The 25,243-nt window shown below is 65.8% G+C and carries 20 protein-coding genes and 1 pseudogene; 9 read left to right on the top strand and 12 right to left on the bottom strand.

The genetic code is table 11. The features are described 5' to 3' along the window. Positions 1-232: 232 nt before the first annotated feature. From ACNJYD_RS04195 to ACNJYD_RS04180, 4 genes are all read left to right on the top strand, one after another. The gene (locus tag ACNJYD_RS04195; protein ID WP_172786696.1) at positions 233-652 is read left to right on the top strand and encodes an HIT domain-containing protein; all 420 of its coding nucleotides are present in this window, start codon (positions 233-235) and stop codon (positions 650-652) included. A gap of 10 nt (positions 653-662) precedes the next feature. After that, the gene (nudC, locus tag ACNJYD_RS04190; protein WP_439365469.1) at positions 663-1,604 is read left to right on the top strand and encodes an NAD(+) diphosphatase; all 942 of its coding nucleotides are present in this window, start codon (positions 663-665) and stop codon (positions 1,602-1,604) included. 11 nt (positions 1,605-1,615) lie between these two features. Then, a complete protein-coding gene (locus ACNJYD_RS04185; protein WP_439365468.1) occupies positions 1,616-2,533 on the top strand; it encodes a PfkB family carbohydrate kinase in 918 nt (305 codons plus the stop codon). A 97-nt stretch (positions 2,534-2,630) separates the two neighbouring features. Next, positions 2,631-3,140, top strand: coding sequence for an Lrp/AsnC family transcriptional regulator (locus ACNJYD_RS04180; protein WP_025032510.1), 510 nt, complete (start codon positions 2,631-2,633; stop codon positions 3,138-3,140). A 160-nt stretch (positions 3,141-3,300) separates the two neighbouring features. On the opposite strand, the gene ACNJYD_RS04175 is transcribed toward ACNJYD_RS04180, so the two are convergent. The 4 genes and pseudogenes from ACNJYD_RS04175 to ACNJYD_RS04160 all read right to left on the bottom strand — a co-directional run bounded on the left by ACNJYD_RS04175 (position 3,301) and on the right by ACNJYD_RS04160 (position 9,554). Next, the gene (locus ACNJYD_RS04175) at positions 3,301-4,800 is read right to left on the bottom strand and encodes a phosphomannomutase/phosphoglucomutase (RefSeq protein ID WP_439365467.1); all 1,500 of its coding nucleotides are present in this window, start codon (positions 4,798-4,800) and stop codon (positions 3,301-3,303) included. Between the two features lie 194 nt (positions 4,801-4,994). After that, positions 4,995-5,506 (bottom strand): annotated as a pseudogene (locus ACNJYD_RS04170) (TIGR02281 family clan AA aspartic protease). Positions 5,507-5,633: 127 nt separating this feature from the next. Continuing rightward, positions 5,634-8,108, bottom strand: coding sequence for an ATP-dependent helicase HrpB (hrpB, locus tag ACNJYD_RS04165; RefSeq protein ID WP_439365466.1), 2,475 nt, complete (start codon positions 8,106-8,108; stop codon positions 5,634-5,636). A 129-nt stretch (positions 8,109-8,237) separates the two neighbouring features. Beyond that, on the bottom strand, positions 8,238-9,554 hold the full coding sequence (locus ACNJYD_RS04160) for a UDP-glucose dehydrogenase family protein (protein WP_439365465.1): 1,317 nt from the start codon (positions 9,552-9,554) through the stop codon (positions 8,238-8,240). Positions 9,555-9,747: 193 nt separating this feature from the next. Here ACNJYD_RS04160 and ACNJYD_RS04155 point away from each other — a divergent pair, with 193 nt between their 5' ends. The 3 genes from ACNJYD_RS04155 to ACNJYD_RS04145 all read left to right on the top strand — a co-directional run bounded on the left by ACNJYD_RS04155 (position 9,748) and on the right by ACNJYD_RS04145 (position 14,954). Then, on the top strand, positions 9,748-10,815 hold the full coding sequence (locus ACNJYD_RS04155) for an acyltransferase family protein (protein ID WP_439365464.1): 1,068 nt from the start codon (positions 9,748-9,750) through the stop codon (positions 10,813-10,815). A 261-nt stretch (positions 10,816-11,076) separates the two neighbouring features. Beyond that, the gene (polA, locus tag ACNJYD_RS04150; protein ID WP_439365463.1) at positions 11,077-14,169 is read left to right on the top strand and encodes a DNA polymerase I; all 3,093 of its coding nucleotides are present in this window, start codon (positions 11,077-11,079) and stop codon (positions 14,167-14,169) included. 149 nt (positions 14,170-14,318) lie between these two features. Next, complete coding sequence (locus ACNJYD_RS04145; protein WP_439365462.1) at positions 14,319-14,954, top strand: LysE family translocator; 636 nt, start codon at positions 14,319-14,321, stop codon at positions 14,952-14,954. 126 nt (positions 14,955-15,080) lie between these two features. On the opposite strand, the gene ACNJYD_RS04140 is transcribed toward ACNJYD_RS04145, so the two are convergent. Then, positions 15,081-15,707, bottom strand: a complete 627-nt coding sequence (locus ACNJYD_RS04140; protein WP_439365461.1) for a glutathione S-transferase family protein — start codon at positions 15,705-15,707, stop codon at positions 15,081-15,083. 171 nt (positions 15,708-15,878) lie between these two features. On the opposite strand from ACNJYD_RS04140, the gene pyrE reads away from it, so the two are divergent. After that, positions 15,879-16,442, top strand: coding sequence for an orotate phosphoribosyltransferase (gene pyrE, locus ACNJYD_RS04135; RefSeq protein WP_036014130.1), 564 nt, complete (start codon positions 15,879-15,881; stop codon positions 16,440-16,442). Positions 16,443-16,687: 245 nt separating this feature from the next. Then, entirely contained in the window at positions 16,688-17,464 is a 777-nt protein-coding gene (locus tag ACNJYD_RS04130) for a DUF2865 domain-containing protein (RefSeq protein ID WP_439365460.1), read from the top strand. A 118-nt stretch (positions 17,465-17,582) separates the two neighbouring features. On the opposite strand, the gene ACNJYD_RS04125 is transcribed toward ACNJYD_RS04130, so the two are convergent. The 7 genes from ACNJYD_RS04125 to ACNJYD_RS04095 all read right to left on the bottom strand — a co-directional run bounded on the left by ACNJYD_RS04125 (position 17,583) and on the right by ACNJYD_RS04095 (position 25,185). After that, the gene (locus ACNJYD_RS04125) at positions 17,583-18,014 is read right to left on the bottom strand and encodes a hypothetical protein (protein ID WP_439365459.1); all 432 of its coding nucleotides are present in this window, start codon (positions 18,012-18,014) and stop codon (positions 17,583-17,585) included. A 268-nt stretch (positions 18,015-18,282) separates the two neighbouring features. After that, positions 18,283-18,954, bottom strand: a complete 672-nt coding sequence (gene pdeM / locus ACNJYD_RS04120; RefSeq protein WP_172786682.1) for a ligase-associated DNA damage response endonuclease PdeM — start codon at positions 18,952-18,954, stop codon at positions 18,283-18,285. 42 nt (positions 18,955-18,996) lie between these two features. Next, positions 18,997-21,582: a ligase-associated DNA damage response DEXH box helicase gene (locus ACNJYD_RS04115; RefSeq protein ID WP_439365458.1), complete on the bottom strand. Its 2,586-nt coding sequence runs from the start codon at positions 21,580-21,582 to the stop codon at positions 18,997-18,999. Between the two features lie 77 nt (positions 21,583-21,659). Then, on the bottom strand, positions 21,660-22,025 hold the full coding sequence (locus ACNJYD_RS04110; RefSeq protein WP_172786680.1) for a nuclear transport factor 2 family protein: 366 nt from the start codon (positions 22,023-22,025) through the stop codon (positions 21,660-21,662). A gap of 113 nt (positions 22,026-22,138) precedes the next feature. Then, the gene (locus tag ACNJYD_RS04105; protein WP_439365457.1) at positions 22,139-22,489 is read right to left on the bottom strand and encodes a RidA family protein; all 351 of its coding nucleotides are present in this window, start codon (positions 22,487-22,489) and stop codon (positions 22,139-22,141) included. Between the two features lie 116 nt (positions 22,490-22,605). Continuing rightward, a complete protein-coding gene (locus tag ACNJYD_RS04100) occupies positions 22,606-23,511 on the bottom strand; it encodes an alpha/beta hydrolase family esterase (protein WP_439365456.1) in 906 nt (301 codons plus the stop codon). A gap of 15 nt (positions 23,512-23,526) precedes the next feature. Then, positions 23,527-25,185, bottom strand: coding sequence for an FAD-binding dehydrogenase (locus tag ACNJYD_RS04095; protein WP_439365455.1), 1,659 nt, complete (start codon positions 25,183-25,185; stop codon positions 23,527-23,529). Between the last annotated feature and the right edge of the window lie 58 nt (positions 25,186-25,243).

The raw sequence follows: 25,243 nt of genomic DNA, 5'->3' as shown, positions 1-25,243 counted from the left end.
AGCGCGAGCCCGGAATCCATAACCACAGGCAGGGGCTGCCGCACGCGCTGGCAACCAAGAGTCTTCGCCACGCTACTCCCTGTGGCTATGGGTCCCGGATCTGCGCTTCGCTTGTCCGGGACGACGAGCGCGTATGCGGTGACAGCGGGGCGCCATCCTTCCCCTCCGGGAATCCCTATCGTATGGTCGCACCCAACAAGCCCGTTCCCCATCGGGCCATCCGGAAACGCATATGCCCGAACCCGCCTGGTCGCTGCACTCCCGCCTGAAAGAGGACACCATCGATATCGGCGATCTGCCGCTGTCGAAGGTGCTGGTCATCAAGGACGCGCATTATCCCTGGCTGCTGCTGGTGCCGCGGCGGGTGGATGCGATCGAGATCATCGATCTCGACGAGGTGCAGCAGGCGCAGCTGATGACGGAGATCTCCCGCGTCTCGCGCGCGCTGAAGGAGATCACCAAATGCGAAAAGCTCAACATCGCCGCGCTCGGCAACCTCGTGCCGCAGCTGCACGTCCACATCATCGCGCGCCGAACCAGCGACGCGGCCTGGCCGCGGCCGGTGTGGGGTGTGATGCCGCCATTGGCGCATGACGCCGCGGAGGTTCAGAATTTCATCAGCGCGCTTCGCCGCAAGATCTGGTTGGGTTGAAAGAACAATAATGTCAGCATTCGACGCATTTCCGCTGGGGCAGCCGGCCTTCGTCACCAACGTCCTCGACCGCGCCGCGCATCTGCGCCGCGACGACGAGAAGCTGTTTGTGCTGGAGCAGAAGCCGTCTTCGCGCGCCTATGTGGTCTATCGCGACTCGCTGCTGGTGAAGCGCGAGGGCGACAAGGTGCGCGCGCTGCTCGGAATCGACGAGGCGCTGAGATGCGGCGCCAATCCCGGCACGGTGTTCCTCGGGCTTCGCGACGCTGCGGCCGTGTTCGGCATGGGCCTGTCGCAGGCGGCCGCCGAGAAGCTGGTCGGCGGCGGCGACTACGCCGTCACCGAGCTGCGCGGCATGGCAATGCAGGGCGCGATCCCGCCCGAGGAGCTCTCGGCCGTGGCGATGGCGAAGTCGATGGTGGGCTGGCACCAGCGCCACGGCTATTGCGCCAATTGCGGCACGCGTACCGCGATGAAGGAAGGCGGCTGGAAGCGCGACTGTCCGAGTTGCAAGGCCGAGCATTTTCCGCGCACCGACCCGGTCGTGATCATGCTGGTCGCCTCCGGCGACAAGTGCCTGCTCGGCCGGCAGAAGCAGTTTCCGGCAGGCATGTATTCCTGCCTCGCCGGCTTCGTCGAGGCCGCCGAGACCATCGAGGACGCGGTGCGCCGCGAGATCCTGGAAGAGTCCGGGATCCGCTGCACCGACGTGCAATATTACATGACCCAGCCCTGGCCCTATCCGTCGTCGCTGATGATCGGCTGCAGCGCGCGGGCCGTGAGCGAGGACATCGTGGTCGATCACGCCGAGCTCGAGGACGCGCGCTGGTTCACGCGCGAGGAGGCGGCCCTGATGCTGACACGGACGCATCCCGACGGGCTCGCCGGCCCGCATCCGTTCGCGATCGCCCATCATCTGCTCGGCCGTTGGATACACGAGAAGAGCAGCTGAGCCGAACGACGATGGCCGGGATCGCGCCGCGCATCCTCTGCATCGGCATGCCGGTGCGCGACCTCATCCTGCGCGTCGAGGCCCTGCCCGAACGTGGCAGCAAGGCGAACGCCAGCCATCTCGCCGAGATCTGCGGCGGCAACGCGCTCAATGCCGCGATCGCGATCGCACGGCTCGGCGGCCGCGTCGCGTTCGCAGGGCCGATGGGCGATGCGCGGGAGACGTCCAGTGGCTTCATTCTCGCGCAGATGGCGCAGGAGGGCATCGATAGCACGCATATCGTGCGCATGCCGGGCCTGAGCACGCCGGTCTCGGCGATCATGATCGAGCCCTCGGGCGAGCGGACGCTCACGATCTATCGCGATCCCGCCTTGTGGACGGTGAAGCTGCCCGAGGCCGACGCGTTGCTCGCTGATTGTCAGGCGGTGCTCGTCGAAAGCCGCTGCGCGGCGTTCGCGACCTCGCTTGGCGCAGAGGCACGCCGGCGCGGCATTCCCGTCATCGTCGGCGTCGACCGCGCGATGGCGTTGCAGGACGGTCTGCTCACGGCCTCCTCGCATCTGCTGTTCGCCAGCGCCGAGCTGCAGGAGACGGCTGGCATCGCTGACGACGGCGCGGCCTTGAGGCGCCTGGCGGAGCTGACGCCCGCCTTCCTGGCGGCCACAAGGGGCCCGCGCGGCACGATCTGGCTAAATGAGGCGGGCGCGCTGGAGGAGACGCCGGCCTTCCCGGTCCAGGCGGTCGATACGCTGGGCGCCGGCGACGTCTTCCATGGCGCGTTCGCGCTCGGCCTCGCCGAGGGTAAGGACGCAAGGGGGGCGATGCGATTCGCCGCGGCCGCCGCGGCGCTGAAATGCACCCGCCATGGCGGCGGCCCGGCTGCCCCGCAACGCGTTGAAGTTGAAGAGCTTTTGCGCAATCGCCGGTAGAGCGATTCCACTGTAACGCCGAGATTATAGGCTTGCCGTGGAATGATTTTCTCTATATCAGGGAAATCTGCCCCTGAAATGGAACAAAGTTCTTCAAATGACTGATGTCGCCGTCCAGATCCCTGAGACCAGCCGCCGCCTCGACGCCATCGACCGCAAGATCCTGATGGTCCTCCAGGAAGACGCCTCCCTCTCCGTCGCCGAGATCGGCGACCGGGTCGGCCTGTCCTCGACCCCCTGCTGGAAGCGCATCCAGCGCCTGGAGGCCGACGGCGTGATCATCAAGCGCGTCGCCCTCGTCGACCAGAACAAGATCGGGCTCGGCATCTCCGTGTTCGTGTCGGTCGAGAGCTCCGACCATTCGGATGCCTGGCTGAAGCGGTTCGCCGAAGCCGTCAGCGCCATGCCGGAAGTGATGGAGTTCTATCGCATGGCCGGCGACGTCGACTACATGCTGCGCGTCGTGGTCGCGGACATGCAGGCCTATGACGTGTTCTACAAGAAGCTGATCAGCGCCGTGCCGCTGAAGAACGTCACCTCGCGCTTCGCGATGGAGAAGATCAAGTCGGTCACCGCGCTGCCGATCCCGGCGGTGGTGGCGGCTTAGGATTCATTACACGAAAACTGTCATCGCCCGGCTTGACCGGGCGATCCAGTACTCCGAGGCGGCTGTGATCGAACCGAGAGGCCGCGGCGTACTGGATGCCCCGGTCAAGCCGGGGCATGACAGCGAGATTGTGGCGCGGGCTGTGTTTCCCTGACGCCCTTCAAATCTTCTGATTGTACTCGCCGACCTCGGGATGCGTGCGCAGCACGCTGTTCACCATCTCGAACATGTCGTGCATGCGCTGCTCGGAGACCGGGCTCTCGACCACGACGACGAGCTCGGGCTTGTTGGAAGAGGCGCGCACCAGGCCCCAGCTGCCGTCCTCGACCGTGACGCGCACGCCGTTGACCGTGACGAGATCGCGGATCGCCTGATCGCCGATCTTGGCGCCCTTGGCCTGCAGGCCCTCGAAGTGCTTCACCACCTTGTCGATGACGCCGTATTTGACCTCGTCGGCGCAGTGCGGCGACATGGTCGGCGACGACCAGGTCTTCGGCAGCGCGTTCTTCAAATCGGCCATCGACTTGCCCGGCGCGCGGTCGAGCATGTCGCAGATCGCGATGGCCGAGACCAGGCCGTCGTCATAGCCGCGGCCGAACGGCTTGTTGAAGAAGAAGTGGCCCGACTTCTCGAAGCCGGCGAGCGCGCCCATCTCGTTGGTGCGGCGCTTCATGTAAGAATGGCCGGTCTTCCAATAGGCGACCTTGGCGCCCTGCTTCTGCAGCACGGGATCGGTGACGAACAGGCCGGTGGACTTCACGTCGACGACGAACTGCGCATCCTTGTGGATCGCCGACATGTCGCGCGCCAGCATCACGCCGACCTTGTCGGCGAAGATCTCCTCGCCGGTGTTGTCGACGACGCCGCAGCGGTCGCCGTCACCATCGAAGCCGAGGCCGACATCGGCCTTGTGATGCAGCACCGCATCGCGGATCGCGTGCAGCATCTCCATGTCTTCCGGATTCGGATTGTATTTCGGGAAGGTGTGGTCGAGCTCGGTGTCGAGCGGGATCACCTCGCAGCCGATCGCCTCCAGCACCTGCGGCGCGAACGCGCCGGCGGTACCGTTGCCGCAGGCCGCGACCACCTTGAGCTTGCGCGTCAGCTTCGGACGGGAGGTGAGATCGGCGATGTAGCGCGCCGGATAATTCTCGTGGAACTGGTAGGAGCCGCCCGCCTTGTTCTTGAACTCGGCATTGAGAACGATCTCCTTCAGCCGCGTCATCTCGTCGGGACCGAAGGTCAGCGGGCGGTTGGCGCCCATCTTCACGCCGGTCCAGCCATTGTCGTTGTGCGAGGCCGTGACCATCGCAACAGCGGGCACGTCGAGATCGAACTGCGCGAAATAGGCCATCGGCGTCACCGCAAGGCCGATGTCGTGCACCTTGCAGCCTGCCGCCATCAGGCCGGAGATCAGCGCGTATTTGATCGAGGCCGAATAGCCGCGGAAATCGTGGCCGGTGACGATCTCCTGGCGGACGCCGAGCTCGGCGATCAGCGCGCCGAGCCCCATGCCGAGCGCCTGCACACCCATCAGGTTGATTTCCTTCTGGAACAACCAGCGCGCGTCGTATTCGCGAAAGCCCGTGGGCTTCACCATCGGCTCGGATTCGAAGGCGTAGGTGTTGGGCAACAATACGGATTTCGGCTTCGGGAACATTGAGTCGGTCTCGTGGAAAGGGGGGGCGGGATTTGCTGCAGCCTTAGCGAATGCCGGACCGCAGCGAAAGGCGGGAATGGAGGCTTATGGCCGATAATTGCGGCAGTTTGGTAACGAAGAAACGTTACCGCGAGGGCGGCCAGAGCAAGGATATCTTCTTGAAATTGACGACCGCGCGATGGCGCGGAGCGCCTCTACTGCTCCAGCACCATCTGCCCGTTCGCGTATTCGAAACGCTTCAGGCGGGACAGGAAGGAGAGGCCGAGCAGGTTCTCCGACAGCGCTTCGTCCGGCAGCACCATGGCATCGACCTCGCGCAGGATGAGGCCGCCGACATCGAGCATGGCAATGCGGGTGCGCGCGGCCTTGATGGTGCCGTTGGCGGTGGAGACGGTGGCGTTGTACTCGCTGCGCGAAGGACGCAGGCCAAAGCGGGCGGCCGAGGTCTCGTTGAGCGCAACGACGGACGCGCCGGTATCGATCATGAAGCCGACGCGCTGGCCGTCGATCCGGCCCTCGGTCTGGAAATGACCGCGGCCATCCCGGAGATGGCCAGGCTGCGGCCGCCGGCCGGCGCAGTGGCCGCGACTGCGACCGTCGTGCGCGGCACCGACGTGGCGGAAGCCGAGCTCATCTTGTCCGCCATCTGCGCCATGAAGGTGCCGAGGCCGATCATGACGGCCGCGATGATCATAATGTTACGCATCACACCACTTCCGAGCCGAAAGCTCGATTTCACCACGCGACAAGGCCGACCGCGAGCGAAGGCACGCCGGGGCTCCTGTCATTTTGACGAAAAGGATGAGCGGAGGGTTAATGCCGGTTGCGAGTTCTCACGTCCCGCGCGGCTTCGCCCGCCTGGTCGGCACTGCGCTCGCGGGATCGTCGGGCCAGGGGTGACGCGGATAGCGGCCGCGCAGGTCGGAGCGGACGGCGGCGTAGCTGCCGCGCCAGAAGCCTGGCAGATCGCGCGTCACCTGCACCGGGCGCTGGGCCGGGGACAGCAATTCCAACACCAGTGGCACCTTGCCGGCGGCGATCGAGGGATGGGTGTTGAGGCCGAACAATTCCTGCAGCCGCACCGCAATGGTCGGACCCTGCTCGGCCTCGTAGTCGATCGCAAGCACGCTTCCGGTCGGCGCCTCGAAATGGGTCGGCGCCTCGCGGTCGAGCCGCGCGCGCATCTGCCACGGCAATAGCGCCATCAGGGCATCGGAGAGATCGCCCGCGGAGATGTCCTTCAATGCGATCTTGTCGTAGAGCGCCGGCACCAGCCAGTCGTCGCGCCGTGCGATCAGGCCGTCGTCCGAGAGATCGGGCCAGCTGTCGCCTTCGGCCTTGCGCAGGAACATCACGCGATCACGCCACTGCTTGGCGGCCTTCGACCAGGGCAGCCGGTCGAGGCCCGCGGTGATCAGGCCATCTGCAAAGATGCGTGCGGTGTCCTCCGAGGGCGACACGGCAAGCGTCGCTTCGGACAGCGTGATCGCGTGCAGCACGCGCCTGCGCCGCGCCCGCAGCGCCATCGCGCCACGATCGAACGAGATCTCGTCGGTAGTCTCGATGTGCTCGGCGAAATGCCGCTCGATCTCGTCCTCGGTGATTTGCGCGGCGAGCAGGATGCGTCCGCTCGCCGCCGTCCCCGTCATCTCGCCGATCGCGATGTAGGACGCGCGGGCGAGCGAGGAGGTCTGCTCGACAGACGCGCCGCGCCCGTTGGCCAGCACGAAGCTGCCATTGCCGCGATTGCGCGCGACGCGGTCCGGAAATGCGTAAGCGAGCATCAGGCCGGTCGAGAGATCCTCCTGCTGCACCACCTTCTCCGCAGCCGCGACCTGCGAGGCCCAGCGGCGGGCCAGATCGCGCGCGCTTGCCGCGCGCGGCGAGCGGTCCCGGCGGAACTGGTCCCGGCGGTGCTCGAGATCGACGCTGTCGCCGCCAAGGCCGCGCTCGGTGATGACGGCTGCGATTTCGGCGGCGGCCTCGCCGCTGCCGGCGCGATGCGAATCCACGATCATGCGCGCCAGCCGCGGCGGTAGCGCCAGCGCGCGCAGGCTCTTACCTTCCGCGGTGATGCGGCCATCGCCGTCGAGCGCGTTGAGCTCGGTCAGCAGGCTCTTGGCTTCCTTCCAGGCCGGCTGCGGCGGCGGATCGAGGAACGACAATGCGGCGGGATCGCTGACGCCCCATTGCGCGAGATCGAGCACCAGCGAGGACAGATCGGCGCTGAGGATTTCCGGCTGGGTGTAGGGCGCGAGCGAGGCGGTCTGCGGCTCGTCCCAGAGCCGGTAGCAGACGCCGGCCTCGGTGCGGCCGGCGCGGCCGCGGCGCTGGTCCACCGCCGCGCGCGAGGCGCGCACGGTCTCGAGCCGCGTCAGGCCGATATCGGGCTCGTAGCGCGGAACGCGGGCGAGACCGGAGTCGACCACGATGCGCACGCCTTCGATGGTGAGCGACGTCTCGGCGATCGAGGTCGCCAGCACCACCTTGCGCGTGCCCTTGGGGGCCGGCGCGATGGCACGGTCCTGCACGGCGGCATCGAGCGCGCCGAACAGCGGCACGATCTCGACGGAGGCGTCCTGCACGCGCTCGGAGAGGAAATTCTGGGTGCGGCGGATCTCGGCGGCACCCGGCAGGAACGCCAGCACCGAGCCGCTGTCGGCGCGCAGCGCGGACGCGATCGCATCCGCCATCTGCCGTTCGATCGGCGCGTCGGCCTTGCGGCCGAGATAGCGCGTCTCGACCGGAAACGCACGGCCCTCGCTTTCGACGACGGGGGCATCGCCGAGCAGCCTTGCCACCCGCGCACCGTCGAGCGTTGCCGACATCACCAGGATGCGCAGGTCTTCGCGCAAGCCGGTTTGCGCATCACGCGCCAGCGCGAGGCCCATGTCGGCGTCGAGCGAGCGTTCATGGAATTCGTCGAACAGGATCGCGGCAACGCCGGAGAGTTCGGGATCGTCGAGGATCTGGCGGGTGAAGATGCCCTCGGTCACCACCTCGATGCGTGTGGCGCGCGAGATCTTCGAGCCGAAGCGGACACGATAGCCGACGGTTTCGCCGGCGCGCTCGCCGAGCGATTTGGCCATGCGGTCGGCACTGGCGCGCGCGGCGATGCGGCGCGGCTCCAGCACGATGATCTTTTTGCCTTTAGCCCAGGGCGCATCGAGCAAGGCCAGCGGCACGCGTGTGGTCTTGCCGGCGCCCGGCGGCGCCACCAGCACGGCGGCGTTATTGCCCTCCAGCGTGCGCGAGAGGTCGTCGAGCACGGCGTCGATCGGGAGGGGCGTGTCGAAGCTGCGGGGCAAGGAAGCATCCGGTCGTCATGCCCGGCCTTGTGCCGGGCATCCACGTTCTTTCAAGCGAGAGTGAACAAGACGTGGATGGCCGGGACAAGCCCGGCCATGACGGTTTCGTTCAACGAGAATGTGCAGCTATCAGCCCTGCACCGCCGGCCGCCCGACGCTCTCATAGGTGAAGCCGGCGGCTTCCATGTCCTCGGGGCGGTAGATGTTGCGGAGGTCGACGACGACCGGCTGCGCCATGGTCGCCTTCAGCCGGTCGAGATCGAGCGCGCGGAACTGCACCCATTCGGTGACGATGACGAGCGCGTCGGCGCCTTGCGCGCAGACATAGGCGTCCTCGCAATAGGTGATATCGGGCAATTCGCCCTTGGCCTGCTCCATGCCGACGGGATCGAACGCCTTCACCTTCGCGCCCATGTCGATCAGACCGGTCACCAGCGGAATCGACGGTGCATCGCGCATGTCGTCGGTGTCGGGCTTGAAGGTGAGGCCGAGCACGGCGACGGTCTTGCCGCGCAAATTGCCGCCGAGCGCCTGGCTCACCTTGCGCGCCATCGCGCGCTTGCGGTTCTCGTTCACCGCCAGCACCGATTCGACGATGCGCAAGGAGACGTCGTAATCCTGCGCGATCTTGATCAAGGCCTTGGTGTCCTTCGGGAAGCACGAGCCGCCGAAACCGGGACCGGCATGCAGGAATTTTGTGCCGATGCGGTTGTCGAGGCCGATGCCGCGCGCGACCTCCTGCACGTTGGCGCCGGCTTTTTCGGACAGATCGGCGATCTCGTTGATGAAGGTGATCTTGGTCGCCAGGAACGCGTTGGCGGCGTATTTGATCATCTCGGCGGTGCGGCGCTCGGTGAACATCAGCGGCGCCTGGTTCAGCGACAGCGGGCGATAGATGTCGCCCATCACCTTGCGGCCGCGCTCGTCGGAAGTGCCGACCACGATGCGGTCGGGGAATTTGAAATCGCGGATTGCCGCGCCCTCGCGCAGGAACTCGGGATTGGAGGCGACCACCACGTCCGCCGACGGATTGGCCTCGCGGATGATGCGCTCGACCTCGTCGCCGGTGCCGACCGGCACGGTCGATTTCGTCACCACCACGGTGAAGCCTTGCAGCGACTGCGCGATCTCTTTCGCGGCGGCATAGACGTAAGACAGGTCGGCATGACCGTCGCCGCGGCGCGAGGGCGTGCCGACCGCGATGAACACGGCGTCGGCATCGGCAACCGGCTTCTTCAGGTCGGTAGTGAAGTCGAGCCGCTTGGCTTTGACGTTGTTCGCGACCAGCTCGTCGAGGCCAGGCTCGTAGATCGGGATCTCGCCGCGATGCAGGGCCGCGATCTTCCTCTCGTCCTTGTCGACGCAGGTGACGTCGTGGCCGAAATCCGCAAAGCAGGCGCCGGACACCAATCCCACATAGCCCGTGCCGATCATCGCAATTCGCATGAAAAATCCTGTTCCAGCTTGGTTAACGGAAGCCCAATTGGGGGCGGTTTAGCATTTTCCCGAGGTCATGGAACAGTCCGCATGCAAAAACCGGCCCGCGATTTGAACCGGTAAAGAAGTCGGAAACCACTGGGCTCCAAACTGCCCCACGCCCACACAGGGACGGGCGGAACGCGCCTCGAAAAGGGACACCATGGCACGATCAGGCACAATCGCGGCGGCCAGCCCTTCCAAGGCGCCTTCGGCCGCGCGTATCGACTGGGTCGACTATGCCAAGGGCATCTGCATCGTCATGGTCGTGATGATGCATTCGGTGCTGGGGGTCGAGCTTGCCGCCGGGCAGATCGGCTTCATGCATGCCGTCGTGGCCTTCGCAAAGCCGTTCCGGATGCCGGATTTCTTCCTGATTTCGGGCTTGTTCCTGTCTCTGGTGATCGATCGGGACTGGCGAACCTATCTCGACCGCAAGGTGGTGCATTTCGCCTATTTTTATGTCGTCTGGGTGACAATCCAATTCGGCTTCAAGGCGCCGGCCTTCGCGGCCGAGACCGGCTGGCATCAGGTTGGCCTGTTGTATCTCGAATCCTTCGTCGAGCCGTTCGGCACGCTGTGGTTCATCTATCTGCTGCCGATCTTCTTCGTCGTCACGAAACTGACACGCAAGATCCCGCCGCTCGCGCTCTGGCTGGTCGCCGCCGCGCTGGAGACCGCGCGCATCACGACCGGCTGGACCGTCATCGACGAGTTCTGCGCACGCTTCGTCTATTTCTATTCGGGCTATTTGCTCGCGCCTTACGTGTTCGCCCTGTCGAATCGCGCGCGGAAGCATCCGGCGCTGGCGCTTGCAGCGCTCGCCAGCTGGGCGCTGGTCAATGCCGGCCTCGTCGCATCGGGCGCCAGCGAGTGGGCGATCGTCTCGCTCGCGCTCGGCTTCGCCGGCGCCTGCGCCATCATCGTGGCGGGCACGCTGCTCGCGCGGGCGCACTGGCTCAATTTCCTCCGCTTCTGCGGCGAGCATTCGATCGTGATCTATCTCGCCTTCTTCCTGCCGATGGCGTCGACACGGACGCTGCTGCTGCGCACGGGTGTCATTGCCGATATCGGCACGGTGTCGCTGCTCGTCACCGTCGCCGGCGTGCTGGGTGCGCTGGCGATCTGGCAAGGCGCATTGCGGCTTAATGCGCGCTTCCTGTTCGAGCGGCCCGATGCGTTCTGGATCGCGCCGAGGAAAACGGGTGCGGTGTTGCAGGCGGCGGAGTAGCCGCGCCCACGGTGTCGTCGCCCGGCTTGCCGTCTTCGCTAAAGCTTCACCGGCCGAGCACCGCTGTGGGCCCGGCGTAGCCTCGCGGAGACGGGACCGCGCGACCCAGTACGCCGAGACGCCAGTCATTGAACCGAGAAGCCGCGGCGTACTGGATTCCCCGCTTTCGCGGGGAATGACAGCGGGGGATAGTCGCGCTACCAGCGCAAAAATCCCCCTTCCAAGGCTGTCAAAGCCCGCAAAAATTCATACATTGCGGCCATGCCCAAGACATCTCCGAAGACCACCGCCAAAGCTGACACCAAGGCCGCGCCGAAAGCTGCCGAGACCAAGCCCGCTGCTGCCAAGACGATACCCGCGACAGCTGCTGCCAAACCGGTCGCGGCCAAGGCGGCCGGCAAGGGCGACCATGTCTTCTTGGTCGACGGTTCCTCCTACATCTTCCGCGCTTATCACGCGTTGCCGCCGCTGAACCGCAAGTCCGACGGGCTCCAGGTCAACGCCGTGCTCGGCTTCTGCAACATGCTGTGGAAGCTGCTCCGCGAGATGCCCGAGGACAACCGGCCGACGCATCTGGCGATCGTGTTCGACAAGTCGGAGATCACCTTCCGCAACAAGATCTATCCGGACTACAAGGCGCACCGGCCGCCCGCCCCCGACGATCTCATTCCGCAATTCGCGCTGATCCGCGAGGCGGTGCGCGCCTTCGACCTGCCCTGCCTGGAACAGACCGGCTTCGAGGCCGACGATCTCATCGCGACCTATGTGCGACAGGCCTGCGAGCGCGGTGCCAGCGCCACCATCGTGTCCTCCGACAAGGACCTGATGCAGCTCGTCACCGATTGCGTCACCATGTACGACACCATGAAGGACCGCCGCATCGGCATATCAGAGGTGATCGAGAAGTTCGGTGTGCCGCCGAACAAGGTGGTCGAGGTGCAAGCGCTCGCGGGCGATTCCACCGACAACGTGCCCGGCGTGCCCGGCATCGGCATCAAGACTGCGGCGCAGCTGATCACCGAATATGGCGATCTCGACCAATTGCTGTTCCGGGCCGGCGAGATCAAGCAGCCGAAGCGGCGCGAGGCGCTGCTCGAGAACGCCGCGAAGGCCCGCATCTCGCGGCACCTCGTGCTGCTCGACGACAAGGTCGAGCTGGAGGTGCCGCTCGACGACCTCGCCGTTCACGAGCCCGACGCGCGCAAGCTGATCGCCTTCCTCAAGGCGATGGAGTTCACGACGCTGACGCGGCGCGTCGCCGAATATGCGCAGATCGATCCCGCCAATGTCGATGCCGATCCCGGCTATGCCAGCGGCGCCAGCGTGTTCACGACGCTGCCGCCCTCGGACGTCGTGCCCACGCCAGGCACGGGAACCCCGGCGCAGGCCCGACCGAACCAGCCGAACAAGTCGGCAGGCAAGGAGGACAAGGCTGCGAGCCCGAAGGGTGCGCCGATCTCGCTCGCCGCCGCACGCGAAGAGGCGCTGCGCAAGCTTCCGGTCGATCGCGGCAAATACCAGATTATCAAGACCCCTGGGGAGCTCGACGCCTTCATCGCGCGCATCCATGATGCCGGCCATGTCGCGATCGAGACGAGAGCGAATTCGATCGATCCGATGCAGGCCGATCTCTGCGGCATCGCGCTGGCGCTGGCGCCGAACGAAGCCTGCTACGTGCCGCTGGCGCACAAGCAATCCGGCGGTGGCGCCGGCCTGTTCGATGCCGGCCTCGCGCCGGACCAGGTCAAGCATGACGACGCGCTGCAAGCGCTGCGGCCGGTGCTGGAATCGGCGGGCATCCTCAAGATCGGCTTCGACCTCAAGTTCACTGCCGTGATGCTGGCGCAGCACGGCATCACCTTGCGCAACATCGACGATGCGCTCCTGATCTCCTACGTGCTCGATGCCGGCCGCGGCTCGCATGCGCTGGAGCAGCTGTCGGAGCGCTGGTTCGGTCATGCCATGCTGAAGGAAAGCGAGCTGCTCGGCAGTGGCAAGGGCAAGATCACCTTCGACCAGGTGCCGATCGACAAGGCCGCACCGCTATCGGCCGAAGGCGTCGACATCGCCTTGCGGGTCTGGCGCGCGCTGAAGCCGCGTCTCGTTTCCGAGCACATGAGTGCGGTCTACGAGACGCTGGAGCGGCCGCTGGTATCGGTGCTTGCGCGCATGGAGCGGCGCGGCATCTCGATCGACCGCCAGGTGCTGTCGCGTCTGTCCGGCGACTTCGCCCAGACAGCAGCGCGCGTCGAGGCCGAGATCCAGCAGATCGCGGGCGAGCCGGTCAATGTCGGCAGCCCCAAGCAGATCGGCGATATCCTGTTCGGCAAGATGGGATTGCCCGGCGGCACCAAGACCAAGACCGGCGCCTGGTCGACCACCGCGCAGGTGCTGGACGAGCTCGCCGAGCAGGGCCACGACTTCCCGAAGAAGATTCTGGAGTGGCGCCAGGTCTCCAAGCTGAAATCGACCTACACCGACGCGCTGCCGACCTACGTCAACCCGCAGACCCACCGCGTGCACACCACCTACGCGCTGGCTGCGACCACGACCGGGCGCCTGTCATCGAACGAGCCGAACCTGCAGAACATTCCGGTGCGCACCGAGGACGGCCGCAAGATCCGCCGCGCCTTCATCGCCACGCCCGGGCACAAGCTGGTCTCCGCCGACTATTCACAGATCGAGCTGCGACTGCTCGCGGAGATCGCCGACATTCCCGTGCTGAAGCAGGCCTTCCGCGACGGTCTCGACATTCACGCCATGACCGCATCGGAGATGTTCGGCGTGCCGATCAAGGGCATGCCGAGCGAGATCCGCCGCCGCGCGAAAGCGATCAATTTCGGCATCATCTACGGCATCTCCGCGTTCGGCCTCGCCAACCAGCTCGGCATCGCGCGCGAGGAAGCCTCCGCCTACATCAAGAAGTATTTCGAGCGCTTCCCCGGTATCCGCGCCTATATGGACGAGACGCGCGACTTCTGCCGCAATCACGGCTACGTCACCACGCTGTTCGGCCGCAAGTGCCACTACCCTGACATCAAGGCGTCCAACGCCTCGGTGCGCGCGTTCAACGAGCGCGCCGCGATCAACGCGCGGCTTCAGGGCACTGCCGCCGACATCATCCGCCGCGCCATGACGCGCGTCGAGGATGCGCTGGCCGAGAAGAAGCTCTCGGCGCAGATGCTGCTCCAGGTGCACGACGAGTTGATCTTCGAGGTGCCGGACGACGAGGTCGAGGCCACGCTTCCCGTCGTGCAGAAGGTGATGCAGGACGCGCCGTTCCCGGCCGTGCTGCTCTCGGTGCCGCTGCATGTCGACGCACGCGCTGCGAACAATTGGGACGAGGCGCATTGATGGCCTCCTCTTCACCTCTCCCCGTAAGAACGGGGCGAGGGGGCGCACCGAACGCGCAGCGAGCACCTGATTGTCCTCCGTGCAATTGCGCGATGGCTCCACGATCCCGCGCATATTAGAACCTTTGCATCTCCCGCACCGGTTCACCCATGCCCCACACCTCCGCTCTGCTCGGCTTTGCCCTCGTCTGCCTTGGCCTCGTGCTCACGCCGGGGCCGAACATGATCTATCTGATCTCGCGCTCGATCACGCAGGGGCCCGCGGCCGGCATCGTCTCGCTCGGCGGCGTGGCGCTCGGCTTCGTGTTCTACATGCTGTGCGCGGCGTTCGGCATCACGGCGCTGTTGCTCGCCATTCCCTTCGCCTACGACGCGCTGCGCTTTGCCGGCGCCGGCTACTTGCTGTGGCTCGCCTGGCAGGCGGTGAAGCCCGGCGGGCGCTCGCCGTTCCAGGTGAGGAAGCTCGCCATCGACAGCCCGCGCAAATTGTTCGCGATGGGCTTCGTCACCAACCTGCTCAACCCGAAGATCGCGATGCTGTATCTGGCGCTGCTGCCGCAATTCATCGATCCCACAGCGGGCAGCGTGCTGACGCAGTCGGTGGTGCTGGGCGCGATCCAGATCGCGATCAGCGTCAGCGTCAACGCGATGATCGCGCTCGCCGCCGGCTCGATCGCGCTGTTCCTGGCGAACCGGCCGAGCTGGATGCTGGTGCAGCGCTGGCTGATGGGCACCGTGCTGGCCGGGCTTGCGGTGCGGATGGCGGTGGAAGCGAAGAAGGTGTGAGGGCACACTGTCATGCCCCGGCTTGACCGGGGCATCCAGTACGTCGCGGCCTCTCGACTCAATCACCGCCGTCTCTGGAATACTGGGTCGCCCGGTCAAGCCGGGCGACGACAGCAGAGCAACGGCTCAATCCAGCTTCGCCTCCATGCCGCGCTTCACCGCCGGCCGGGCCATCAGGGCCTCGTACCAGCGCTTGACGTTGGGGAAGTCGGCCAGCTCAACCTTGTGGCGAGGATGGCGCCAGGCCCAGCCCAGGATGGCAAAATCGGCAACCGAGAGATCGCCGGCGACGAAGTCGCGCCCCTCCAGGCGACGATCGAGCACGCCATAGAGCCGGCGCGTCTCGGCCATGAAGCGCTTCAAGCCGTAGGCCCGGTCCTGCTCGTTCTCGAGCGCGATGAAATGGTGCACCTGGCCGGGCATCGGCCCGAAGCCGCCCATCTGCCACATCAGCCATTCGTAGACCGGGATGCGCTGGATAAGCGATTTCGGCAGGAATTTGCCGGTCTTTTCACCGAGATAGAGCAGGATCGCACCGGATTCGAAGATGCTGACGGGCTTGCCCTCGGGGCCCTCGGGGTCGACGATCGCGGGGATCTTGTTGTTTGGGGAGAGCTTGAGGAACTCGGGCGCCATCTGCTCGCCCTTGGTGATGTTCACCGGGATCACCTTGTAGGGCAGCCTCATCTCCTCCAGCGCGACCGAAATCTTGCGGCCGTTCGGCGTGTTCCAGGTGTAGAGCTCGATGGTCATTCCGTGTCCTTCCCAAGAGGCGTGCCCCCTGAACTACTCCAGAAGGTTGCACCCTCACAACCGGCGGACCGGGATGGCCGATCCCTGTTGACGGGAGACGCCCCCTCTGGAATGTCGCGCCGGTCGCGGATAAATTCCGCCTCCTCCAAAAACGCTGTTCGAGGGACCGCCGTGTCGAAATCCGCCTCCCGCGCCCGCCTGTTCGAAATCATCCGCCGGCGCTCATTCGGCCGCGGCGAGGTGACGCTCGCGTCGGGCCGCAAGAGCGATTTCTACTTCAACCTCAAGCCGACCATGCTCGACCCCGAGGGAGCGACGCTGCTCGCCGAGCTGACTTACGAGGCGCTGAAGGACGACCAGCTCGATTTCATCGGCGGGCTCGAGATGGGCGCGGTGCCGCTCGCCGGCGCGCTGGCGCAGATCTCCTGGATCAAGGGCCATCCGATCGCGGCCTTCTTCGTGCGCAAGAAGCCGAAGGAGCACGGCGCCAAGCTCGCGATCGAGGGCCTGCCCAAGGGTGAGACGCTGGCCGGCAAGCGCGTCGTGATCGTCGAGGACGTCACCACGACCGGCGGCTCGGCGATGAAGGCGGTGGAATCCGTGCGCGAGGCCGGCGCCAATGTCGTGCTGGTGCTGACTATGGTCGATCGCGAAGAGGGCGCCACCGACACGTTCGGTGCGGCCGGCCTGCCGTTCCGCTCGCTGTACAAGGCGTCGGAATTTTTGAAGGGGTGAAGGCGGAAATTTCTCCGCCGTCATGCCTCAGTGTGCCCCGGAAGCCACCATCCGTCCAAAGCTGGGCCCGGCCTTAAAGAGGCCACCGCCTCGTCTTGAAACCGCCTCCGCTCAACTGCTCATTTACCATCCCGCTTTATGGTGAATCGTGTGCTGAGACCTCTCGGTCCCAGCCGGTTCAGTAGCGTCGGGTGGAGTAAGCATTGCGTACAGTCATGTCCCATGCGCGCCGGCGGCGTCGCGCGATGCTTGTGGCCGCCACGCTGGCAGCGCCGCTGCTCGCAACTCCGGCTCCGGTTTCGGCCGAAGGCCTGTTCGACTTCCTTTTCGGCGGTATGCAGCAGCAGCGGCCGCAGCGCGAGGTGCCGCAGCAGGCGAACTCCTACGTAGATCCCTTCAGCAGCCAGCAGAATGCCTCTCCGCAATATGTCCCGCCGACCCGCTCGGCCGCGGCCGGCGGCTCGGGACCTGCCTTCTGCGTGCGCAGCTGCGACGGCAAATATTTCCCGCTGATGCGCGGCCTCGTCTCGCCGGCGCAGATGTGTCAGGCATTCTGTCCTGCCACCGCGACAAAAGTCTATTTCGGCTCCAGCATCGAGGGCGCTTATTCCCAGACCGGCGAGCGTTACGCCGAAAGCGAGAATGCGTTCGCCTATCGCAAGACGCTGCGCGCCGACTGCACCTGCAACGGCCGTGAGCCGGTCGGCCTCGCTCCGGTCGATCTTGCCCTGGATTCCTCGCTGAAAGCCGGTGACGTGATCGCCACCACCGACGGCCTCGTCGCCTATACGGGCATCCGCGTCGGCAACGACCAGGCTGCGGAATTCACCCCGGTCGCCTCCTACCCCGGCCTCACTGCCCAGGTCCGCGCGCGGCTCGGCGAGATGAAGGTGGCGCCGGTGCGGGCAGAGACGGTGTCGGCGGATGCGCCGGCGTCAAACGAGATCGTGCGCGAGGCACTGCCGGACGTGACGGTGCCGAAGACGACCGCGAAGCCGGCGAAGCGGGCGGGGTTAGAATAAGCCTCACCTGCATCTGAGCCGTCATTGCGAGGAGCCCTTGCGACGAAGCAATCCAGAATCCCTCCGCGGAAAGATTCTGGATTGCTTCGCTACGCTCGCAATGACGGAGTTTGCGGCACTACCTCCCGATGATCACCCCGATCACGTTCGGCGCCGCCAGATATTTCTCCTCGATCGCCGCGCGCGCGGCGGCGCGGTTTTCCGGCGTCAGGAGGCCGCGCTTCTCGGCCAGGATCATCCAGCAGAAACCCCACCAGTCCGTCAGCATGCCCTGATCGCCGACGAGGTCATAGCCCTGCTCGGCCGCGAAGATGCGCGCATGCGCTTCGTCCAGCGTGTCGAGAAACAGATGATCTTCGGGCGAGAACAGATCGTCGCTGACGTCGTCGATGGTGTAGCCCCAGATCGACTGACACACCGCGTTGAACTCGCGATCGAACTGGTCATCGTCGACCCTCTGGCGCCGCGCGGCCTGATGCAGCCGCGACAGCGAGCGCGCGAAATCGGCGATCCGGGTGAGGGCAGACTGGTCGAAGGCAATGGTGGACATGTAGTCCTCGCGGAGTCTGACAAACGCTAGATATTGTGTCGGCTAGATACCGAATCACAATGATATATCAAAGACTTGCTAAAGTGTTCTTAATTTGTTCCAGGTGTATGCGGAATCGAAAGGGGCCGCCCGAGGCGACCCCTTGCCGGTTGCAATCTTGTTCGGGATGAAATCCAGCCCCGGCAAGCGTAACGTTAAAACCGACAACGGGCTTTGCGCGATTCCGGAAAAATACCGATCGTACTGCTGTCCTAATTCGGCGGGCGCCTCAATAGCAACGCGACGCCGCAATGGCGTGGACACGGCGGTCGCCGAGGAGATGGGCGACAAAGCCGTTCTTCGGAAAGATCCTGGCGAAGGCAGCGTCGCGGATGCTGAGGCCGCCGGCATAGGCGCCGAACGCAGGCATGACCGCGCGCAACCCGTCGCTGGCGAAGCAGCGGCGCTCCATCGAGCGACCGCGCGCCGAGACACGCGCCTTCGGATGCAGATGGCCGGCGATCTCGCCGCATGCGCCGGTCGGCTCGTGGCGGAAGGTGATCGGGCCGATCGCCACTTCATCCGCGATGGTGCCGCCGAGATCGCGCGGCAACATGGGATCATGATTGCCCGAGATCCAGATCCAGTCACGGCCGGTCTGGAGTGCGGCCACCGCGTCGCGGTCCTCGGCCGACAAGCGCTCATGCGCGCTGCGGTCGTGAAAACTGTCGCCGAGCGCGATGACTACTCGCGGATCATGGCGGGAGATGACAGCAGCGAGCCGGCCAAGCGTCGCGATGGTATCGTAAGGCGGCAGCAGCACGCCGCGCATCGCGAAGCTCGAGCCTTTCTCCAGATGCAGGTCGGAGACGACGAGCAGGCGCTGCTCGTCCCAGAACAGCGCGCCGGAAAGATCGGCCGCGAAGGTTACATCGCTGATCGTGACTCTGGAAACGCGCATGTCCTCGACATCTCCCGAAACTAGCGCGCCTGCCGTCACGTCTTACCCGCTTCTATCCATCGCCTCTTTGACAAGCTCGTCGGCGGCCTCGGCCAAAAGCTCGTCTGCAGCTTCGCCATAAACTGACTCGCGGCCGATTTCCAGCATCACGGGCACCGCGAGTGGGGAGACGCGATCGAGTTCCCGGTGCGTGATACGGCCCTGGATGCGCATCAGCATGTCGCTGAGGCGGCGCAAATCGAGCAGGCCGGTGGCGGCATCGGCGCGCGCGGCGCGGAGCAGGACGTGATCGGCCTGGTGCTTGCGCAGCACGTCGTAGACGAGATCGGTCGAGAACAGCACCTGGCGGCGGCTCTTCTCTTCGCCGGTGTGGCGACGCGCGATCAGGCCGGAGATGATCGCGCAATTGCGGAAGGTGCGCTTCATCAGCGCGGATTCGGCGAGCCAGGCTTCGAGATCATCGCCGAGCATGTCAGGGTCGAACAGCGCGTTGAGGTCGATCCGGCCCTGACGGATCATGAAAGAGAGATCGCCGAGCCCCCAGATCGCCACGGCATATTCGTTGGCGACGAAGCCGAGCGGCCGCGCACGGACGCGCTCCAGCCGCCGCGTCAGCAGCATGCCGAGGGTCTGATGCGCGAGACGTCCCTCGAAGGGATAACAGACGAGATAATGCTTGTTGGCACGCGGAAAGCTCTCGACCAGCAGCTCGCGGACCGCCGGCACTCTGCTGACATCCTTCTGCAGCGACAGCCAGTCGCGCACCTGCTCCGGCAAGCCGCCCCAGGCGCGGCCGTCGTCGAGAAGGCGGCGCACGCGCTCAGCGAGATAGGTCGAGAGCGGAAACTTGCCGCCCATGTAGGACGGCACCTTGGGGTCCTTGTCGTGCGCGCGCGAGACATAGACCTGGTCCTCGACCAGGGTCTCGTAGCGCACCACCTCGCCCGAGAACACGAAGGTGTCGCCGGGCGAGAGGCCCTCGATGAAGGCCTCCTCGATCTCGCCGAGCAGCCGGCCGCCGCGCGCGATCACGCCCGTGGATCCTGTCCCGCCGCCGCGCGAGCGCACCAGCCGCACCTTCAGCATGTCGTCCTCGACGATGGTGCCGACATTCATGCGGTAGCTCTGCCGCACTTTTGGATTGGCGACGCGCCAGCGTCCCTCCTTGTCCTGCTTGATGCGGGCGAAGCGCTCATAGGTCTTCAGCGCGTAACCGCCGGAGGCAACGAAATCGACGACATCGTCGAAATCCTGCCGCGACAGACTTGCGTAGGGCGCTGCGGTGCGGACCTCGCCATAGAGCTCGTCGCTGAAAAACGGCTCGCCGCAGGCGCAGCCGAGCACATGCTGGGCCAGCACGTCGAGGGCGCCCGTGCGCAAGGGCGGCGTGTCCTGCGCATTCTCGGCGATGGCGTCGATCGCGACGCGGCACTCCAACACTTCGAAACGGTTGGCCGGCACCAGCACGGCGCGCGAAGCTTCGTCGAGGCGATGGTTGGCGCGGCCGATGCGCTGCATCAGGCGCGAGGAGCCTTTTGGCGCGCCGATATTGACGACGAGATCGACGTCGCCCCAGTCGACGCCGAGGTCGAGCGAGGAGGTGCAGACCACGCCGCGCAGCCGGCCCGCCGACATGGCGTCCTCGACCTTGCGGCGCTGGGCGACGTCGAGCGAGCCGTGATGCAGCGCAATGGCAAGACCGTCATCGTTCATGCTCCAGAGATTCTGGAACAGCATCTCGGCCTGGCTGCGCGTGTTGACGAAGACCAGCGTGGTCTTGTTGGCCTTGATCAGCTCGTAGATTTCAGGAAGCGCGTGGCGCGCGCTGTGGCCGGCCCAGGGCAGCCGCTCGCGCGTGTCGAGCATTTCGACCACGGGCGGCGCGGCACCGCCGGCGACGACGATGTCGGCTGTTCGCTCCTTGCCGTCGGGCTGCGGCACCAGGAAGCGCGCCAGCTGCTCCGGCTCGGCCACGGTTGCCGACAGGCCGATCGCGCGCATCTGCGGGGCGAGGCGCCACAATCGCGCGAGCCCGAGCGAGAGCAGATCGCCGCGCTTGGACGTGACCAGCGCGTGCAGCTCATCGAGCACGATGCGCTTCAGGGCAGAAAACAGGAACGGTGCGTCGTCGGAGGAGAGCAGCAACGCGAGCTGCTCGGGCGTCGTCAGCAACACATCAGGCGGATAGCGCCGCTGCCGCTGGCGGCGCGAGACCGGCGTATCGCCGGTGCGGGTCTCGACCTTGATCGGCAGGCCCATCTCGGCGACGGGACGCTCGAGGTTGCGCGCGATGTCGACGGCGAGCGCCTTGAGTGGCGAAATATAAAGGGTATGCAGGCCGCCGCTGCGCTGCACGCTGCGGCCGGTGGAGACGAGGCTCTTCTTCGCGCCCGCGTCTCGCGTCACCGGCTGCGCCGACAGCTCCACCAGCGTCGGCAGAAATCCGGCCAGCGTCTTGCCGGCACCGGTCGGTGCGATCAGCAGGGCCGAGCGGTCCTCGCGCGCCTTCTCCAGCAGTGCCAATTGATGCACGCGCGGCGACCAGCCGCGAGCTGCGAACCAGGCCTGGAAGCGATCCGGCAGCAGCGCGGCCGGCTCGGCCGATGTTTGGAGGATACGGGGCGGCACGGCATGACAGGTAAGCCGTAGGGATGGCTTCGTCGAGGGGGGCCGCCCTCCCCGCCTGCACGAGGAGGGCCCGAGGTCTACGCCCCGGCCGGCACCTGATCGAGAAATCCGGTCACGCTCCTGATCCGGCCGTCCTTGAGCACGGCGAAATCCGTGCCCTTGATCGGGCTGTCGACGCCGTCAGGACCAAGTCCCCACGAGAAGCGGATGTGGTCGCCGTAGCCATTGGGCTCGCCGATCAGCTTGAATTTGAAATCGGGAAAGCGCTGCTGCACGCCTGATATCAGCGCCTCGATGCCGTCCTGGCCGTCGCCCTTCATGAGGGGATCGACATAGCTCGCATCCGTCGTCCAGCTTTCGCTCAGAAGCTCGCGGCGGCGGCCAGCAGTGCGCTCGTTCCAGAGCTCGATGTAGCGGCGGGCGATGGTGACGGGATCGGTCATGATGCTCTCCTTCGATGGCGCCGTGTTGTCCGGCTGACCGTGACTATCGAAGGTTCACGCGCATTGATCGATTACCTCGGAGGTCATCAACGCGCGTGAAGTTTTCGCAAGAATTACTTCGCTGCCGTCACCATGATCTCGACGGTGTATTGCGGGGCCGCCAGCTCGGCTTCGACGGTGGCGCGCGCAGGCGTATTGCCGGGCGAGACCCAGGCGTCCCACACCGCGTTCATCTCGCCGAAGGTCTTCATGTCGGTGATGTAGATCGTGGCCGAGAGCAGCTTCGACTTGTCGGTGCCGGCCTTGGCAAGGTGGCCGTCGATCGTCTTCAGGATGTCCTGGGTCTGCTTGGTCACGCTTTCACCGGCCGCGTTATTGGCGACAACGCCAGCGAGGTAGACGGTGTTGCCGTGCACGACGACCTGGCTCATGCGCGGGCCGGTTTCAAAACGCTGAATGCTCATTGGGGATCTCCTGACTGGAATGGCGGCCCTGTCTAGCCCAGCGATTTGCACTGTGCCACCCCCGGTACGCATGCGTTGCCTGCCACGCATGCGTTGGCCGGCAATGCATGCGCCGTTCACGGAAACCGACTGAAGAAGGTCCAGATCGTTTCGGCACCGTCGATGTCGCCATTTTGCGATCCGAGCAGGCTCCTGGCCACTTTTGGGAAGCGGGCATCCGGAGCGAAGCCTGGCATGCGGTGGCCGCCGTGGTTGATGCGATAGAGGACGACGTCGTGCCCCGCCGGACAGCGCGAGCCGATCCGCGTCACTGTGGACTGGTCTGCCGGCGCCGTGTCGGGCATGTCGGACATCCCGGCGTCGTCGGTCTCGCAGCCATTCAGCCTGCGCCAGAACGCCAGCGTTTCGTCCGTCGACCAGAATCCGTCTGCAGCAAAATAGCTCGATCCGCGCCCGCCTTCATAAGGGACCAGCGGGTCGGCGGTCCCGTTCATGAGCAGCATCGGCAGCGGCCGCGACGGATGACAGGTGACGGCAGCTTCATCGGTGAGATTCATGATCACACTCGCAGCTGCCGCAAACAGATCGGCACGCGCGCAGGCCAAGGTCATCGCCATGGCGCCGCCATTGGAGACGCCGGCGACGAAGACGCGCTTTGCATCGGCCGTGCCGTCGGCCACCAGCTTCTCGACGAGCTTTGCGATGAAGGCGACGTCATCGGTGCCCGCCGGTGGTCCGCGCAGGGCAGGCCCCGCCTTCGTGCGCGCGTCCGCCCATGCGTTGTTGAGCCCGTCCGGAAACACCACGGCCAGGCCCTCGCGCCTGGCAACCTGCGGCCAGGCCGTCCGCGTCACCATGTCGGCACCGCGCTGGGTCTTGCCGTGCAGCACGATCACGAGCGGTGCGGGCCGCTTGGCCGGCAGCTGCGCGGTGTAGGAGCGCTTCACCCCGTTGACGTCGATCGTGTCGGCGGATGCAGCTGAAGCTGCCGCCAATGCAGTGATCAGCGTCCCGATGTGCATCCACCGCCGCACCACCTAGCCCACCGCCTTGGCGGCGGCCCGGCCTGCATTGCGGCCTGAGAACAGGCAGCCGCCCAGGAAAGTCCCCTCCAGCGATCGATAACCATGCACGCCTCCGCCGCCAAAGCCGGCGGCTTCGCCGACGGCGTAGAGACCGGGAATGACGCGGCCCTCGTCGCCGAACACACGGGAGTCGAGATCGGTCTCGAAACCGCCCAACGTCTTGCGGGTGAGGATGTTGAGCTTCACGGCGATCAGCGGCCCATGTGCGGGATCGAGGATGCGGTGCGGGGAAGCGGTGCGGATCAGCTTGTCGCCGATATAGCGGCGCGCATTGTGGATGTTCATGACCTGCGCGTCCTTGACGTAGGGATTGGCGATCTCGCGGTCGCGCGCCTCGATCTGCATCCTGATGTGCTCGAGCTTGAGGAGATCGCTGCGGGCGAGCTTGTTCATGGCCGCAACGAGCTCATCGAGCTTGTCGCGGACAATGAAGTCGACACCATGGCTCTTGAACGCCTCCACCGGCGCCGGCGCTCCCTTGTTGGTGGCGCGGCGAAGTGTCATACGCCAGCTCTTGCCGGTCAGATCGGGGTTCTGCTCCGAGCCCGACAGCGCAAACTCCTTCTTGATGATGCTCTGGGTCAGGATGAACCAGGAATAATCGTAGCCGGTCGACATGATGTATTTGAGCTGGCCGAGCGTGTCGGAGCCCGGGAACAGCGGCGCCGGCAGCCGCGTGCCTGTAGCGTCGAACCACATCGAGGAGGGACCCGGCAGGATGCGGATGCCGTGGCGCGGCCAGATCGGGTTCCAGTTCTGGATGCCCTCGACGTAATGCCACATGCGGTCGCGGTTGATCAGCCGCGCGCCGGCCTTTTCCGTGATACCGATCATGCGGCCGTCGACATGCTCGGGCACGCCGGAGATCATGAATTTCGGGGGCTCGCCGAGCCGCTCCGGCCAGTTCTGCCGCACCAGCTCATGGTTGCCGCCGATGCCGCCGGAGGCGACGATCACGGCCTGCGCCTTCAGCGCGAAGTCGCCGACCACGTTGCGCGAGGAGCTCTTGCCGCGCTCTGCATTATCAGGCGCAAGAACGACGCCGCTGACGCCGTCCACCGTGCCATTGGTGATGGAGAGCGCATCGACGCGATGGCGGAATCTGAAGATCAATCGGCCAGACTTCATCGCCTCGCGCGCGCGGCGCTCGAACGGCTCGACGATCCCCGGGCCGGTGCCCCAGGTGACGTGGAAGCGCGGCACCGAATTGCCGTGTCCCATCGCGTCATAGCCGCCGCGCTCGGCCCAGCCGACCACGGGAAAGAAGCGATGGCCCATCGCACGCAGCCAGCCGCGCTTCTCGCCGGCCGCGAAGGCCACATAGGCTTCGGCCCATTGGCGCGGCCAGAAATCCTCGTCGCGGTCGAAGCCGGCGGTGCCGAGCCAGTCCTGCATGGCGAGCTCGTAGGAGTCCTTGATGCCGAGCCGGCGCTGCTCCGGCGAATCGACCAGGAACAATCCGCCGAACGACCAGAACGCCTGGCCGCCGAGCGACTGCTCGCCTTCCTGGTCGACGACCATCACGCGCTTGCCCGCATCGGCGATCTCGGTGGCGGCAACGAGCCCCGACAGCCCCGCGCCGACGACGATGACGTCGGTTTCCTCAGCCATGCGCTTCCCCCTCCATGAGTTCCTCCCTGTAATTGCCCGGATTGAAGCCAGCGGTTGC

The organism is Bradyrhizobium sp. SPXBL-02 (assembly GCF_051853065.1).
Lineage (GTDB): Bacteria > Pseudomonadota > Alphaproteobacteria > Rhizobiales > Xanthobacteraceae > Bradyrhizobium.
This window is presented reverse-complemented; position numbering and strand designations above follow the sequence as displayed.

Excerpts from the sequence above, each read along its gene's own strand:
- polA (WP_439365463.1), top strand. The coding sequence starts at position 11,077 with ATGCCCAAGACATCTCCGAAGACCACCGCCAAAGCTGACACCAAGGCC.
- ACNJYD_RS04125 (WP_439365459.1), bottom strand. The coding sequence starts at position 18,014 with ATGTCCACCATTGCCTTCGACCAGTCTGCCCTCACCCGGATCGCCGAT.
- ACNJYD_RS04180 (WP_025032510.1), top strand. The coding sequence starts at position 2,631 with ATGACTGATGTCGCCGTCCAGATCCCTGAGACCAGCCGCCGCCTCGAC.
- ACNJYD_RS04175 (WP_439365467.1), bottom strand. The coding sequence starts at position 4,800 with ATGTTCCCGAAGCCGAAATCCGTATTGTTGCCCAACACCTACGCCTTC.
- ACNJYD_RS04195 (WP_172786696.1), top strand. The coding sequence starts at position 233 with ATGCCCGAACCCGCCTGGTCGCTGCACTCCCGCCTGAAAGAGGACACC.
- ACNJYD_RS04105 (WP_439365457.1), bottom strand. The coding sequence starts at position 22,489 with ATGAGCATTCAGCGTTTTGAAACCGGCCCGCGCATGAGCCAGGTCGTC.
- ACNJYD_RS04160 (WP_439365465.1), bottom strand. The coding sequence starts at position 9,554 with ATGCGAATTGCGATGATCGGCACGGGCTATGTGGGATTGGTGTCCGGC.
- ACNJYD_RS04095 (WP_439365455.1), bottom strand. The coding sequence starts at position 25,185 with ATGGCTGAGGAAACCGACGTCATCGTCGTCGGCGCGGGGCTGTCGGGG.
- pdeM (WP_172786682.1), bottom strand. The coding sequence starts at position 18,954 with ATGCGCGTTTCCAGAGTCACGATCAGCGATGTAACCTTCGCGGCCGAT.
- ACNJYD_RS04185 (WP_439365468.1), top strand. The coding sequence starts at position 1,616 with ATGGCCGGGATCGCGCCGCGCATCCTCTGCATCGGCATGCCGGTGCGC.
- ACNJYD_RS04130 (WP_439365460.1), top strand. The coding sequence starts at position 16,688 with ATGCTTGTGGCCGCCACGCTGGCAGCGCCGCTGCTCGCAACTCCGGCT.
- ACNJYD_RS04110 (WP_172786680.1), bottom strand. The coding sequence starts at position 22,025 with ATGACCGATCCCGTCACCATCGCCCGCCGCTACATCGAGCTCTGGAAC.
- ACNJYD_RS04140 (WP_439365461.1), bottom strand. The coding sequence starts at position 15,707 with ATGACCATCGAGCTCTACACCTGGAACACGCCGAACGGCCGCAAGATT.
- ACNJYD_RS04100 (WP_439365456.1), bottom strand. The coding sequence starts at position 23,511 with ATGCACATCGGGACGCTGATCACTGCATTGGCGGCAGCTTCAGCTGCA.
- nudC (WP_439365469.1), top strand. The coding sequence starts at position 663 with ATGTCAGCATTCGACGCATTTCCGCTGGGGCAGCCGGCCTTCGTCACC.
- ACNJYD_RS04145 (WP_439365462.1), top strand. The coding sequence starts at position 14,319 with ATGCCCCACACCTCCGCTCTGCTCGGCTTTGCCCTCGTCTGCCTTGGC.
- ACNJYD_RS04155 (WP_439365464.1), top strand. The coding sequence starts at position 9,748 with ATGGCACGATCAGGCACAATCGCGGCGGCCAGCCCTTCCAAGGCGCCT.